General features: G+C 56.3%; 16 protein-coding genes. 12 read left to right on the top strand and 4 right to left on the bottom strand.

Annotated elements, in window-relative coordinates; genetic code table 11:
- Window positions 1-34 precede the first annotated feature (34 nt).
- The 6 genes from ACMHLQ_RS16475 (at window position 35) to ACMHLQ_RS16450 (ending at window position 5,723) form a co-directional block, all read left to right on the top strand.
- Window positions 35-1,129 carry a TRAP transporter substrate-binding protein gene (locus ACMHLQ_RS16475; RefSeq protein WP_415401781.1) on the top strand — a complete coding sequence of 365 codons (1,095 nt, stop codon included), beginning with the start codon at window positions 35-37 and terminating at the stop codon, window positions 1,127-1,129.
- Between the two features lie 102 nt (window positions 1,130-1,231).
- A complete protein-coding gene (locus tag ACMHLQ_RS16470) occupies window positions 1,232-1,822 on the top strand; it encodes a TRAP transporter small permease subunit (protein WP_415401780.1) in 591 nt (196 codons plus the stop codon).
- Between the two features lie 30 nt (window positions 1,823-1,852).
- Window positions 1,853-3,220: a TRAP transporter large permease gene (locus tag ACMHLQ_RS16465; protein ID WP_415401779.1), complete on the top strand. Its 1,368-nt coding sequence runs from the start codon at window positions 1,853-1,855 to the stop codon at window positions 3,218-3,220.
- Complete coding sequence (locus ACMHLQ_RS16460; protein WP_415401778.1) at window positions 3,217-4,557, top strand: amidase; 1,341 nt, start codon at window positions 3,217-3,219, stop codon at window positions 4,555-4,557. Before ACMHLQ_RS16465 ends, ACMHLQ_RS16460 begins: the two co-directional genes overlap by 4 nt.
- Window positions 4,558-4,572: 15 nt before the next feature.
- Window positions 4,573-4,767, top strand: a complete 195-nt coding sequence (locus ACMHLQ_RS16455) for a hypothetical protein (protein WP_415401777.1) — start codon at window positions 4,573-4,575, stop codon at window positions 4,765-4,767.
- Window positions 4,764-5,723: a 2-hydroxyacid dehydrogenase gene (locus ACMHLQ_RS16450; protein ID WP_415401776.1), complete on the top strand. Its 960-nt coding sequence runs from the start codon at window positions 4,764-4,766 to the stop codon at window positions 5,721-5,723. The genes ACMHLQ_RS16455 and ACMHLQ_RS16450 overlap by 4 nt, the downstream gene beginning before the upstream one ends.
- Before the next feature lie 780 nt (window positions 5,724-6,503).
- Here the strand turns inward: ACMHLQ_RS16450 and ACMHLQ_RS16445 are convergent.
- Window positions 6,504-7,112 carry a TetR/AcrR family transcriptional regulator gene (locus ACMHLQ_RS16445; protein WP_415401775.1) on the bottom strand — a complete coding sequence of 203 codons (609 nt, stop codon included), beginning with the start codon at window positions 7,110-7,112 and terminating at the stop codon, window positions 6,504-6,506.
- A 69-nt stretch (window positions 7,113-7,181) separates the two neighbouring features.
- Here ACMHLQ_RS16445 and ACMHLQ_RS16440 point away from each other — a divergent pair, with 69 nt between their 5' ends.
- From ACMHLQ_RS16440 to ACMHLQ_RS16430, 3 genes are read left to right on the top strand one after another with little or no spacing between them, the layout of a single operon-like run.
- Window positions 7,182-7,727, top strand: coding sequence for a redoxin domain-containing protein (locus ACMHLQ_RS16440; protein WP_415401774.1), 546 nt, complete (start codon window positions 7,182-7,184; stop codon window positions 7,725-7,727).
- A 58-nt stretch (window positions 7,728-7,785) separates the two neighbouring features.
- Window positions 7,786-8,187, top strand: a complete 402-nt coding sequence (locus tag ACMHLQ_RS16435; RefSeq protein WP_415401773.1) for a hypothetical protein — start codon at window positions 7,786-7,788, stop codon at window positions 8,185-8,187.
- Window positions 8,174-8,671, top strand: coding sequence for a YybH family protein (locus ACMHLQ_RS16430; protein WP_415401772.1), 498 nt, complete (start codon window positions 8,174-8,176; stop codon window positions 8,669-8,671). Before ACMHLQ_RS16435 ends, ACMHLQ_RS16430 begins: the two co-directional genes overlap by 14 nt.
- A 414-nt stretch (window positions 8,672-9,085) precedes the next feature.
- Here the strand turns inward: ACMHLQ_RS16430 and ACMHLQ_RS16425 are convergent, their stop codons facing one another.
- Window positions 9,086-9,238, bottom strand: a complete 153-nt coding sequence (locus ACMHLQ_RS16425) for a hypothetical protein (protein ID WP_415401771.1) — start codon at window positions 9,236-9,238, stop codon at window positions 9,086-9,088.
- Window positions 9,239-9,306: 68 nt separating this feature from the next.
- On the opposite strand from ACMHLQ_RS16425, the gene ACMHLQ_RS16420 reads away from it, so the two are divergent.
- Together ACMHLQ_RS16420 and ACMHLQ_RS16415 are read left to right on the top strand one after the other, a co-directional pair.
- The gene (locus ACMHLQ_RS16420; RefSeq protein ID WP_415401770.1) at window positions 9,307-9,696 is read left to right on the top strand and encodes a hypothetical protein; all 390 of its coding nucleotides are present in this window, start codon (window positions 9,307-9,309) and stop codon (window positions 9,694-9,696) included.
- Window positions 9,697-9,823: 127 nt separating this feature from the next.
- A complete protein-coding gene (locus tag ACMHLQ_RS16415; protein WP_415401769.1) occupies window positions 9,824-10,234 on the top strand; it encodes a hypothetical protein in 411 nt (136 codons plus the stop codon).
- Window positions 10,235-10,665: 431 nt separating this feature from the next.
- On the opposite strand, the gene ACMHLQ_RS16410 is transcribed toward ACMHLQ_RS16415, so the two are convergent.
- Window positions 10,666-12,342, bottom strand: a complete 1,677-nt coding sequence (locus ACMHLQ_RS16410) for a flotillin family protein (protein ID WP_415405298.1) — start codon at window positions 12,340-12,342, stop codon at window positions 10,666-10,668.
- A gap of 40 nt (window positions 12,343-12,382) precedes the next feature.
- Window positions 12,383-13,060: a YqiJ family protein gene (locus tag ACMHLQ_RS16405; RefSeq protein ID WP_415401768.1), complete on the bottom strand. Its 678-nt coding sequence runs from the start codon at window positions 13,058-13,060 to the stop codon at window positions 12,383-12,385.
- 189 nt (window positions 13,061-13,249) lie between these two features.
- On the opposite strand from ACMHLQ_RS16405, the gene ACMHLQ_RS16400 reads away from it, so the two are divergent.
- Window positions 13,250-13,660, top strand: coding sequence for a helix-turn-helix domain-containing protein (locus ACMHLQ_RS16400; protein ID WP_415401767.1), 411 nt, complete (start codon window positions 13,250-13,252; stop codon window positions 13,658-13,660).
- Window positions 13,661-13,991: the final 331 nt, after the last annotated feature.

The following is a 13,991-nucleotide window of genomic DNA, read 5'->3' as shown; positions in this document are numbered from 1 at the left end:
AGTGGTAACCGCATCAGATTCCATGGGAGGAACTATGAAAGAATCCATTAACCGCAGGAAGTTCCTGCGAGGCTCAGCTGTTGCTGGTGCCGCTGCATTGGCCACCCCCGCGCTCGCGGATGGTCACGGCACAACACTCAAGATGCAGGCGGCCTGGGGCGGCGGTATCTTCTTGGAAAACGCCCAGTCTTTCGCGGCCCGCGTCAACGAGATGTCCGGCGGTTCGCTTACCATCGAAGTCCTGTCCGTCGATGCCGTTGTCAAAACCAGCCAGATGCAGGACGCGGTGCACCGCGGTGTTCTGGATGCGGCGCACTACGTGCCGGCCTACTGGTACGGCAAGTCCAAGGCCGCCTCGCTGTTCGGCACCGGCCCCTGCTTTGGCTGGTCTTCGCAGGAAGTGTTGGGCTGGGTCCACGCGGGTGGCGGTCAGGAGCTGTTTGACGAGCTGATGGACAGCCTGCGCCTGAACGTTGTGTCCTTCTTCAACTCTCCGATGCCCGCGCAACCTCTGGGCTGGTTCCAGGAACAGATCACGGACGCCAGCCAGATGCAGGGCCTCAAGTACCGGACCGTTGGTCTGGCGGCTGACGTTCTGCTGGAAATGGGCATGTCCGTGGTTCAGTTGCCCGGTGGCGAAATTCAGCCCGCGATGAAATCCGGCCTGATCGACGCAGCCGAGTTCAACAACCCGACATCTGACCGCGACTTCGGCATGCAGGATGTATCCAAGCACTACCACCTGGCGTCCTACCACCAGTCGCAGGAGTTCTTTGAGGTCACCATCAACAAGGACAAGTTCAACGCCCTGTCCGATGAGCACAAGGCGATCATCAAGAACGCGTCAATGGCTGAAAACTCAGGCTTCTACTGGGGGAACACCAAGCGGTATTCCGATGACCTGCTCAAGCTGCAGGAATCCGATGGCGTCAACGTGTACCGCACACCGGACAGCGTGATGGCAGCCCAGCTCGAAGCATGGGACAAGGTCACGGCCCGCATTGCCGAGGACGATCCGTTCTTTGCCAAGGTGATGGAGTCGCAAAAGGCGTATGCCAAGGACGTGATGAACTACCTCAACCTCAACCAGCCTGACTACAAGCTGGCCTACAACCACTACTTCGGTTGATAGTTCAGAAATGAAAGCATGTCCGGGTGCCCACGGGTGCCCGGATATTTGACGCCTAAAGGTGTGCGAAAACGCCGGGCGACCAAAGGGGGCGACAGCCAAATGCGATTTGTTCACGCAATCGAGGGACTGAGTCTTTGGACCGGGCGCGCCTTTGGGTGGTGCATCCTGATCCTGACACTATCCGTGTCCTATGAGGTGTTCGTGCGCTACGTGCTGAATGCACCGACCGTCTGGGCCTTCGACATGATGATCCAGATGTATGGGGCGTTGTTCCTGATGTGCGGCGCCTATGCGCTGGCCCAGGACACACATGTGCGTGCCGACGTGGTCTATCGTCTGTTCCCAGTGCGCGTGCAGGCGGGTCTCGATTTCTTGCTCTACTTCCTGTTCTTCTTTCCCGGCATCATCGCACTGGTCTGGTTCGGGTACGAGATCGCTTCGGACAGTTGGCGCTACAAGGAGGTCAGCTTTAACAGCCCGGCCTCGATCCAAATCTACTTTTTCAAATCGCTGATCCCGCTGGCGGGTGGCTTGCTGGCCATCCAGGGCGTTGCCGAACTGGTGCGCTGCGTGATTGCCATGCGTAGGGGCATCTGGCCCGAACGGCTTGCGGATGTGAAAGAGACCGAAGACCTGCTTACCGACGCAGACCTTGATGCGATCCGCGCGGTCACGCCGGGTCGGAAATAAGCCCTTCAGCGCTTCTAGAAAGATACGAAGATGACAAATCCCGAAGTCGCCCTGATGATGCTTGGGCTGTTTATCGTCCTGGTTTTGCTTGGTTTCCCGATTGCCTTTACGCTGCTCGCGATGGGCGTCGCGTTTGGTTACTACGCGTATCACCAGGGTGGCTCAATCGAGAGCTTCAGCGACATATTCAACAACAATATCTTCTACTTGCTGAACCAGAACACCTATTCGGTGATGGAAAACCCGACGCTGGTCGCGATCCCGTTGTTCCTGTTCATGGGCTACGTGGTCGAACGCGCCAATATCGTCGACAAGCTGTTCTTCTCGCTCTACATGGCCGCGCGCAATTTGCCGGGCAGCCTTGCCATCGCGGCGCTGCTGACCTGTGCAGTATTCTCAACAGCGTCGGGTATCGTGGGCGCGGTAGTAACACTGATGGGCCTGCTGGCCTTTCCCGCCATGGCCAACGCCAACTACAACAAGAGCTTTGCCTCGGGCGTGATCTGCGCAGGCGGCACGCTGGGCATTCTGATCCCACCGTCGATCATGCTGATCGTCTACGCGGCGATCGGCGATCTGTCGCCCCTGCGTCTGTATGCGGCGGCTTTGTTCCCCGGCCTTCTGCTGGCGGGTCTCTACATCGTGTACGTGATCATTCGGGTCTGGTGGACGCCGTCGCTGGCCCCCAAACCCACAATGGAAAAAGTCCCGCCGCCGCGCGAGATCTATTTGGACCTGCTGGTCAGCTTTGTACCTTTGACCGTGCTGATTGCGCTTGTCCTCGGCTCCATCCTGGGCGGTCTGGCCACCCCGGCTGAGGCTGCGGCCATGGGCGCGCTGGGTGGCATGGTGCTGGCGGTGCTCTACCGGTCGATGACGTGGACCAAGCTGAAGGAAAGCGTGTTCCTGACGGCCAAGGCCACGGCCATGGTCTGCTGGCTTTTTGTCGGCTCATGGACGTTTGCCTCGGTTTTCTCTTATCTCGGCGGACATGACATCATCGCGGATTGGGTTGGCGGCATGGACCTGGAGCCGTGGGAGTTTCTGGTGCTGGCCCAGATCATCATCTTCCTGCTGGGCTGGCCCCTAGAATGGTCCGAGATCCTGATCATCTTCGTGCCGATTTTCCTGCCGCTGTTGGAAGTGTTCGGTGTGAACCCCTACTTCTTCGCCATGCTGGTGGCGCTGAACCTTCAGACTTCTTTCCTGACACCCCCCATGGCCATGTCGGCCTACTACCTCAAAGGGGTGCTGAAAAAGCAGATCGAACTGATGGAAATCTTCCGCGGTATCATGCCGTATCTGGGGATCGTGATCCTGACGATGGTGTTGATGTATCAGTTCCCCGGCATCGCGTTGTGGTTCCCTGACTATCTCTTCGGGCCCTACATCCCGTGATCAAGGACGCCTATTCCCTCAGCGTGGCAGAGGCTCAGGCGGCATTTGTCGCCGGGCGGCTGACGTCGGTGCAATTGGTGCAATCCTGTTTGGAGCGGATCAGGGACACCGATGGTGCGATCAAAGCCTGGGCATTTTTGGACCCGGAGGCGGCATTGGCGCAGGCCGCTGAATGTGACCGTATCCGAAAGGCCGGGATGGCGTTGGGGCGCCTGCATGGCATTCCGGTGGGGCTCAAAGACATCATCGACACGGCCAAGATGCCGACCGAACGGGGCACGCCGATCTTCAAGGGCCGCCAGACGGAGACGGTCGCGCGCTTGGTAGAGCATTTGCGCGAAGCGGGTGCGGTCATCATGGGCAAGACGGTCACGACCGAACTGGCCTTTGTGCATGCAAACGAAACGCGCAATCCACACAACCCCAATCACAGCCCTGGCGGGTCATCCAGCGGATCAGCGGCGGCGGTCGCAGCCTGCCATGTGCCGCTGGCGATCGGCACGCAGACCAATGGGTCCGTGATCCGTCCCGCATCCTTTTGCGGTACGTTCGGGTTCAAACCCACCCGTGGGGTGATCTCCCGCGAGGGCGTGCTGCAAACCTCCGTCTCACTCGACCAGGTCGGCTGCTTTGGCCGCACCCTTGCGGATGTGGCCCTGCTGACCGATGTGATCGGCAGCTATGACCAGCGCGATCCGGCAAGCTTTGCCCGCCCACGCCCTGACATGTCGGCAGGCGCGGCAGCAGAGGTTCCCGTCACGCCGGATCTTGCCTGGTTTGATCTGCCCTTCAATGACCGGCTGAGCGACGCCGCACGCGAAGGCCTCGATGCGGTGCTTGATATTCTCGGGGAACATATCACCCGAATGGAGCCTGCCGACACGCTGTCAAATCTGGTCGCGGTGCAGGCGCGCATCCATGAATACGAGATCGCCCAACATCAGGCAGAGGTGTTTGACGCTCACTGGGACCAGATCAGCGAAACGCTGAAGCCGGTCATCACCCGCGCCCGCAAGATCAGCAAAACCGAATACGAGGACGCGCTGGCGGTCAAAGCCTCTGCCGAAAGCTTCTTTGCCGATTTTTTCGTGGAATTCGACGCGATCATCGCCCCGTCGGCAGCCGGGGAGGCCCCGGCATTTGGCCCGGGCACCGGCGATCCGATATTTTGTACGCTATGGACGCTTGCAGGACTGCCTTGTGTTACACTCCCCCTGCTGGTGGGCGAAACCGGCCTGCCCATCGGCGTACAGCTGATCGGGCCCGCCGAAAAGGACGACCGTTTGCTGCGCACGGCGCGTTGGCTACAGACACAGTTGGCGGAAGCCTCAGATTAAGGAAAAGGACATCCGATGTCGTATACCGTGAAACTGATCGTCGGCCTGATTGGCACAGCTTTGCTGTGTGTCTTCATCGGGGGGCTGTCGCAAAGCATCTCAAGCGGCTTTGCCGGCTTCATGGGAGGGTTGCCGTTCATGATCATCGCCATCGTGGTCTGTGGCATGGCGATCTATGATTTCTGGGATGAATGCGTCCGTAAGAAATGACCAAACCACGCCTCTGGATTACCCGCCGCCTGTCCGATGCAACCCTTGAACGCGCCGCGCGTGATTATGACGTTGCAGTCAATCACGAGGATACGCCGGGCAGTGCGGCAGAGTTGATCGCGGCAAGTGCCGAATTCGACGCCATCATCCCCTGCCATTCCGAACATTTCACCGCCGAGGCGGTCGCGCAGTTTTCTGACCGGTTGAAGATCGTGGCAAACCACTCCGTTGGGGTGGACCATTGCGACCTCCCTGCCCTCAAAGGACGCGGGATCGCCGTAACCAACACACCCGACGTGCTGTCGGATGCCACAGCCGAGCTTGCCATGCTGCTCATGCTGGGGGCCGCACGGCATGCGGTTGCGGGGGACCGGATCGTGCGCACAGGCGCATGGGACAGCTGGTCACCTGCCTTTATGGTTGGCAAACAGGTGACCGGCGCGCGCCTGGGCATTATCGGGATGGGCCGTGTCGGGCGCGCCTTTGCCGCCAAGGCGCGCGGGTTTGGCATGGATGTTCACTACTTCAACCGGACGGAGTTGCCCGACGCTCAGGCTGAGGGCGCGACCTACCATCAAAGTGTGGAAAGCCTGCTGAAGGTCGCCGATTTCCTGTCCCTTCATTGCCCGGCCACACCAGAAACAGCCAATCTCATGAACGCTGATCGTTTTGCCCTGTTGCCCGCCGGCGCTGTTGTGGTGAACACCGCTCGGGGCGCCTTGGTCGATGAAGAGGCGTTGTTGAACGCGATCACAAGCGGCCACATTGCAGCCGCCGGCCTGGATTGTTTTCAGGTGGAACCCAGCGGAAATCCTGCCTTCGCAGCCCACGAGAACATCTTCATGCTGCCCCATATCGGCAGCGCAACACGCGAAACCCGCGACGCCATGGGTTTTCGCGCGCTCGACAATCTCGACGCTTTCTTTGCGGGTAGAACCCCGCGCGATCTTCTTTGATGGGAATTGGGTCAGTTTATGGCGCAAAGGTCAAAGTCATCTGACGTTCGACGATGGGTGTGGAACGTCAGTGATCTTTGACTCAACTGAATTCGAAAACCTGAGGAAACAGGTGTTTCACGTCACGCAAGTCTGACCCAGACCGAAAAACGGCTCCGACCCGAAATCTACCGAGCGCTGCAGCTTATACAAAAGTCAGCTGGCACGGACAAAGTCGACATTGGCTTTGCTGAGGCTCATCCACTCCGGACGTTCGCGCAGTGACCCGCAGGTGGAGTCGCAACTTGTCGAAGGACGCATGCGTTGCAGACGCAATGATGAAGGTGAATGCATGACCCGTCATGATCTACGCATGCATGGCTTGCGTGTCCCGTCCATTCTGGAACACCGCGCAACTACAAATCCATAACCTGCATCGAAACAGTCTTTCCACTCTCCAAGACGCGCGTTCCTAACTTCCGCTGCAGGGCGGCACCAAGATTTATGCTCACGCGGTAATCCTGGCGCTGCGAGCGCACGCAGCGAGATAATCTAAGGTACAGGATGGGCTCTTCACGGCCATTAGATCGGTCGCAGCATGTTCAAATAGCTGGCGCGCGGTTCAGGACACGGACGGCCCCAAAGCCGACCTTGAGAGTGGCAAGTCGATGCTACGGCCGAAACCCGCTTTGCGGACATTCGCTCAAATTGCTAATCCAATGACGGTTAAATGTCGCAACGAAGATGCTTCTTCGGCCCCCAAAGCCGAGATTCATTCCCAACTTTTCATCATGTTCAAAGCTAGCGCATCAGTACCATACGCACGCGATCATCCAGATCTTCCAACAGCGCATCTGGTGACCAACCGGCTCTACTGCGATGAACGTGGCCTTGGCGCATATCGTGAAGAAGCCTGGCACGCGCAAGGGACGGGAAATCTTTGGGAAGATTTCCTTCAGCCTTCTCGCTCTCGAATCTAGCGGCAAGCCTGGCGTCTGTGTCCTGGATGGCTTTCTCCATTCGTTCCTGCACGCCATCCACTTCACCGACTGTGGTCGCGACACAGGAGGCAAGGAAGCAACCGAGCGGCGCGCCATTGTGTCGTGTAGAATGTGAAACAACAGCCTCGAGAAACCCACGAACTGCACGCTCCACCGTCTCGGCCCCTTCAAAGGCGACGATCGGAGCACAACCATCTACATCGGCGTAGCGATCAATGGTCTTGAGATAGAGCTCCCGTTTGTCGCCGAAGGCAGAATAGATACTTGGCCCGCTGATCCCCATGGCGGATGTAAGATCCTTCATAGAAGTGGCGGCATAACCCTTCGTCCAGAAGGCGTTCATTGCAGCCATCAGCGCCTCATCTTCGTCGAACGTGCGTGGGCGCCCTAATTTTTTTGTATCGTTCACAATAAAAGTCCTTGACTGCCTCAACTCTTTATTTATGTATCGTTCGTTAGATAAGTCAAGGAGCCGAAGATGCATCCCAACAAACCCGCGATTGGCGGGCCCTTCCCCGCCATCGAAGTTGGCCGTTTGGGCGGCGGTACTCTTGTGCTCGGCCAAGCAAGCGACGGGTTCGATTGGCAGGTGGTCGTTGTCTATCGTGGCAAACATTGCCCAATCTGCACGCGTTACTTGCGTGAGTTGAACGAGGTCATTGCACCACTAACAGAACTCGGAGTCGAAGTAGTTGCCGTGTCCGCTGATAGGGAAGACCGCGCGATAAAGCAGATCAGCGAGGTGAAGCCGGACTACCCCATTGGTTACGGATTGACCGAAGATCAAATGAGGTCCCTCGGTCTCTACATCTCCGGCCCCCATCACGGCATCCGCGTGGACGGCCCGTTTGCGGAACCTGGCCTATTTGTTGTCAACGAGAAAAAAGAGCTTTGGATGGCGGATGTCTCCAATGTGCCTTTTCTGCGGCCACAACTTCCTAGCCTGGTCAATGGGCTGAAATTTGTGCGCAGCTTCCTAGCAGGCCAGCCTGCGGGTTTCCGCGCGAACGGGACGTTCGCCTGAACTCTCAAACACTCTCCTCCTCCAAGGAAAAACAATGACAATGACAATGACAATGACAATGACAATGACATCCGATCATCCAAACGTACCTGCAGTGAAAGCTGCTCTTGAAACGCTGATCAGCGGCGTCTCGGGACACGCATTCGAAGTTCTGGACAAGGTCTATCACCGAGAAATGCGGACCTACCTCCTGACCGATGGTGGCAGGTTAGAGCAGAACGACAAACCGGGCTTCATGGAACATGTTCGCAATGCGATGTGCCAACTGCCTGATCCTGAACCTTACACCGATTACCACCTAGTTGAGGCGGACGCGGCGCGAGGCCACATCCTTATTAGTCGGAAGAATAACGTCACAAACCGCAAGCAGTTGGTAACTCTGAGCATCGACTTCGTGTTTGAAGGTGATCGCTGGCAGATCACCCGCGAGGTTATCATGACCCGCAATGAAAACAGCTGATCATCGCCACTCCAACCCTTTAGATCCAGATGAAAAGAGAGAACCCATGAAACCTCTATTATCCGCTTCCTTTCTGGCCATCGTAGCTACAACCGCATCTGCAGAGAACGTCGGCCCAAGCAGCCTATTTGCGGTAAACGATGCCTTCAATGAAGCAGCGGCCGCAGGTGACGCTGACGGGCTTGTCAATCTTTATGCAGACGACACCCTCTGGATCGCGCAAAACTCTCCAGTGAGCCAAGGTCTTGATGGCCCGCGCGCGCTCTTTGAATTCGTCACTGCCAATCAAGGCAAAGTAACGCACACGATTGACCATCTCTTTGTCTCGGATGACGAGACCTTGGCCGTCATGATTGGGTCGGTTGATGCCCAGGTCGAAAGTCAGGGTATGGACGCCACCGGCACATATCTGTTTGTACTTGAACCCGAAGATGATGGCTGGGAGATCGTCACGGATATGTGGCACCAGCATGCCGAGCAGTGACGTTAGCATGGGTCGGGTGATCTAACCCAATCCCAAGCCAACATGAATGCTATCGAACAGTGCCAAAGTCGCCGCATCTCCGGCCCAAAAGAGACATTCATCGTGCCCACTCCTCGCCGCGCTGCAGCCCGTCATAGAAGACATTCGCTGCATGCGCCAAACTCGCGGACGGGTGAACTAACGGTCTGTGGACCTTTGTGACCTTCGTTTGTAAGTTTAAATCGTTGAAAACTGTGGATAGCGGACTGAGGCCGGCTCCGAGGTAAATGATCTTTACTGCTATGTCGTACATCTAAAAGGAGCGGCTTCTCTGCAATTCGCTTCCGACAGGTTTCACGAATTTTGTTCTGCGAGGGTTCCGGCCATGGACATTGCCTGGTTCTTCCGCGAGCGCACGCGCTTCATCCGCTTCACCTACGAGCGAACGCGAAACCATTCGTCGAGATGAAGCGGCAGATCGAGGGCGATTTCCCGCCTCTCGACGATCCGCCTTATTCCGAAGACCCCGAACCGCCCTTCCTGGCAGAGTGGAACGATGCCGAGACGGCCATTGTGGTTGTCGGACACTCTTGCGTCTCCATGCTCTCGGCATCCCTCAAGCTCTTTGTTTTGACACTTGGGAGAAGGAACTGGGTGTGCAGTGGGAGAACAGGGGGAAGGCCAAGGCATGGAGGAAGGGATTTGCCGATGGCTATCTTTCAGAACTGTGCGATGCTCTCAGTATTGATCTAAACGACCGCCCTGCCGATCTGGCCGTGATTGAGCAGGTATTTCTGGCCCGTAACCGGGATCAAAACCCAGAGAGTGTTCACAGTATGAGGGTGACGCATTCTTCGAGCGACCGCGCCAAGCATCCGATCCCATTCTTCATATCTGAATCCGAACGCACAATGTACGTGGAGGGCGAGCTTGGCGATATCAGCTTCATGAGCCCATCCGTGCATGTGGATGCCGAGAGCTGCACCACGCAATTGCGGAAGCGGAAAGCCTCGTGGATTGGCTGGAACCGCAGTTCTTCGCAGTGAAGTATCCGAGGTCTGCCGCACCTAAAGCGTAAGAGGAAATCTGGAAGGATGAGCTAGGCTGCCTTGTTTCGATAAATGTGGATGCTTTTGCGGGGGCAACGCAGGAACCTTCGACAAATCCATAGCAGTGGAAACGAATTTTGAGTTCAAGCTCTACGATGTCACCCACGCTGGAATCCACTGGTACACAGACAAATCCATGGATGACAGCGGGCTGGACGGTGTGACATTCGCCGAGAAAGAAGGCGTCTACATCCTTTGGCACAAGAACGACTACTGCCCCGAACATGAGCTGTTTCACATAAAGGGCCTGTATGTCGGCAAAGGTGATGCAGGCAAGCGGCTGCGGCATCACTGGAAAACAAAAAACACTGCAGAAGAGATGCTCATCTACTTCACGTTTTTCCCGTGCGAGAACCGCAAAGCAAAGTACATCGAGCAGCTCTTGCTCGACATCTATGACCTGCCGCTGAACACAGCGGAGAACACAGGCACCAAGACTCTGTGCGCATACTTCACTCAGTTCGAAGTTGAATAGCCAGGGCGCAGATCGAAGGTCCGGGTTTCGATTGACTTATCATATGTAGCCGAACTCCATAGTTTATTATTAAGTCCATTTCGTCTCGAATGGGCGTCGAAATAGACATTCATGCATAGCGCAGCGTTCGACACTTTGGGTTCTCTACCGCCATCGGAGCAACCGCAGCATCCTGCAGAACCAGCCGTCTTACACCAATGAGGACGGCACAAGACGGACCTTCATCCAGGCTTCAAACGCTGCATTGCAACTTCACCAGACCGGCCATTCGCTGCAGCTGCTCCAAGTCAGTCGCGCCCAAGGTCGGCAACGCGGGACAAACCGGTCCTCCATGGCAGAAAGTTAAATGGCCGGTTTCAATCAAAACCGGCCATCATATTTCGGGCACTTGTTCAAGATGAGGACACTTACCTGGCAACCCGCGATTTACGTCAGCCAGAATGTTGGTTTTCTGCTGCAACGTCAGATGTGGAGATCTGCTCGGTCGATCCGTCGGGTACATCCAACACATCATTCGCGACCCCGGACAGCCCGTTTTCCAAGCTTATCCCAAGCTCCTTGCCCAAAGCCTGCATCGCAGGCATCTGCAGCGCCATACCAAGAACGGAGTCGAGCGCTTGGTTCACCGGTGTTCCACCATTGGAAGGGGTATCACCGCCAGCGGCACCGCCCATGCCGGTCACCTGATGGATCTTAATTGAGTCGATCTTCTCAGCGGGCTTCACCATTTGCGCGATGATCGCAGGCATCGCCTCTAGTTGCGCCAAACGCACCTTCATCGCAATGATCTCGGCACTCAACTCGTTCTCAGAGTTCGCTATCGCGGTTTGACCCTCAGCAGTCGCGAGCAAGTCCGTCTTCTTCGCGTCCGCCCGCACGGTGATCGCGTTTGCATCCGCCTGCGCCTCTTCCAGTTTAGCAGCAGCGCGGTCGCTGGCAGCTTCTTTTTCAGCCTGAGCCGCAAGACGGATCGCTGTGGCCTGACGTTCCGCCTCCTTCTGAGCTTCAATCAGAGCGATCTGTTTCACACGTTCGGCCTCAGCAACCGCCCTGGCAGTTTCAATCGCTTCAGAGGCTTTCTTGGCTTCAGCGCGGGCACTGTCAGCGGAGGCACGCGCCTGACTTTCCTCCTCTGACTTGCGGGCCACGATGATCTGTCGCTCCTGATCGGCGACTTCCAACTCCCGCTCTTTGGCGATCTCAGCCTCACGGATGGTGCGCTCACGCTCAATCTCGGCAGCACGCACAGCCTTCTCGCGCTCAATGCGCGCCTCGTCCTTGGCTCGGTCGGAGGCTTCCTGATTGCGGGCAATCTGCGCCTCTTGCTCGGCTTGCAGTGTTTGAATCTCTTCGATCTGCTTGATCTCAGCCTGCTTTTGCTCGCGCTCAATCTGATATTTGCGCTTCTCGGCTTCCATCTCGGACTGGGCAACAGAAACGTCAGCCTCTGCAGTAATCTCGGCCCGCTGCTTGCGCGAGGTCGCGATTACAGCGGCCAGCTTTTGCATCCCAACCGCGTTAAAGGCATTGTTTTCGTCCAGTGATTCAAATGGTGTCTGATCAAGAGCGGTTAGCGATACGGCCTCCAACTCCAACCCGTTCTTCAAAAGATCTTCAGAAATCGCATTCTGTACCTCCTGCACAAAGCTGGCGCGATTTTCATGCAGTTCGTCCATTGTCATCTGCGCGGCCACTGCACGCAAACCATCAACCAGCTTACCCTCAATCATCTCGCGAAGCTGCTCAACATGGAAGGTCCGGTCTCCTAGCGTCTGGGCAGCACGTGAGATGCCGTCTTCGGTCGCATTCACGGAGACATAGAACTCGACCCCAACATCCACACGCATCCGGTCCTTTGTGATCAGCGATTGCTCATTCACCCGGGCCACTTCCAAGCGCAGCGTCTTCATGTTGACCTTTGAGATCTCGTGCAGGAAGGGCACGACAATTGTGCCGCCATCCATGATCACCTTGCGACCGCCAGACCCGGTTTTGACCAAAGAAGTCTCGCGCGTTGCACGTTTGTAAAGGCGGGCCATGATCAAACCGATAAAGATTAGTAGACCGATGATGATTGCTGCGATTGTCAGGATTGGGGTGAATTGCATGTAGATCTCCATTTTCGTTGTCGTATTCTGTTGCGGCGCATCAGATCACGTAGAACTTGTCGCCTCGTTTGCGGATCAGCGTGACATCGCTGCCTTGTTCAAAAATTTCTTCGTCATACAGCGGCTCGACGCGCATGTAGTGGATGTTGCCGTGGCGGTCTTTGATCTTGACCTCGGCGGGCCTCCCGCGTGAGGCGGTGCCTTGGGTGACGATTCCATGACATCCACCCAGATGCCGGGCTCGCATCGCTGTAGTTTCTGTCTTGGGCATGATCAGCGCGACCCAGTTTGCGATCACACGGGTCACGCCAAGTGCAGGCACAAATGCGACTGCACAGGCTGGCAGGATAGGAAGCGGTGCGCCAAAAATTCCCACACAGATCGATTGAATGATCAGGCCGAACAATCCGAACATCGTCAAGAACGACACAAGCCAGATCAGGAAAGGCACATCCCGTGCCCCGATCCAGGTAAAGATACCCGGTGTGCCAGCATCGCCGGTATCAATCTCGGGGATCGCATCGTCGACCCCCAGATCAACGCCCTCCGGCGCCTCAACCGAGAAGTCGAAATCCGCATCAAGGTCCAGATCAACATCAGGCGCATCACTGCCAACACCCAAAATCGATCCACCAAGCAGCGCCGTGAGGATTTCAAGCACAAACAGCCCCGCAACCACAGCAAGACAAACAGCAAAAACAATTGCTTCAGGTATCATTATAGTTTCAAGCATAAGAGTCCTTTCAAACTATACATAATATAATTTTACATGTATGTTAGGTGTATATATGCATATTTCTTGATTTATACCGAAATAGATACATGTTTCTGCGTATGCGCCAATGTTCCCACTCCCATCACGAGGAATGAGATGCCCGACTTTTTAAAGAGACGCCGTCTTGCCCGAATGATCGATGCGTCTGCGCGGCAGATCGGGGATGTTGAACGCCCTGAAAAGGGATGGATCGCCTCTATCCGCCAAGCTTTGGGCATGTCTGCAGAACAGGTCGCCAAACGTAAAGGCGTCTCGCGCAACGCAGTTTATCAGGCAGAGCGCAGCGAATTGGACGGAGGAGTATCGATTGGTCAGATGCAAAAACTGGCGGCGGCAATGGGGGCGCGCTTTGTCTACGCCATCGTGCCAGACGCGCGCATTGACGACGTACTCTATCGTCAGGCCATCAAAAAGGCAAAGCGCATCATTCACGAAGAGCCCGACAGTGCAACGTGGTCAAATGACGATCGGCAGGACTGGATTGAAGACAAGGCAGCGGAACTTTTGCATGATTTTCCAACAGATTTCTGGGACGACCCTTAGCAAAGGTCCAAGGTGTGGAACCCCGCAATGGTGCCGATGAAACCCGACTTAAGTTAGCATTTACAGAAGTTTCTCCATTTAACGTTGGGAGTACTTCTCACCTCGTCTAACGTCTGCCTATCAAGGCTTTCATGACCTTCGTGCACAGCGCAGCATCAGTCGAATTGGGGCTCACTGCAGACCTCGGATGCAGCGCAGCATCAGCCAACTTGGGGCTACAGGTGGCAACATGAACGGCCCATTCCTGCCTTCTCCTAGCTGTCAAGATGCTGCCGACGCAGCCCGCTTTGCGGTCATTCGCTACAAGAGCGAACTCCTGGCTCTGTGGGAC

Origin of the sequence: Tateyamaria algicola (assembly GCF_047715485.1) — a bacterium.
In the GTDB taxonomy this organism is placed as follows: domain Bacteria; phylum Pseudomonadota; class Alphaproteobacteria; order Rhodobacterales; family Rhodobacteraceae; genus Tateyamaria.
Note: the sequence above shows the minus strand (reverse complement) of the source record. Positions and strands in the feature narration are given on the sequence as shown.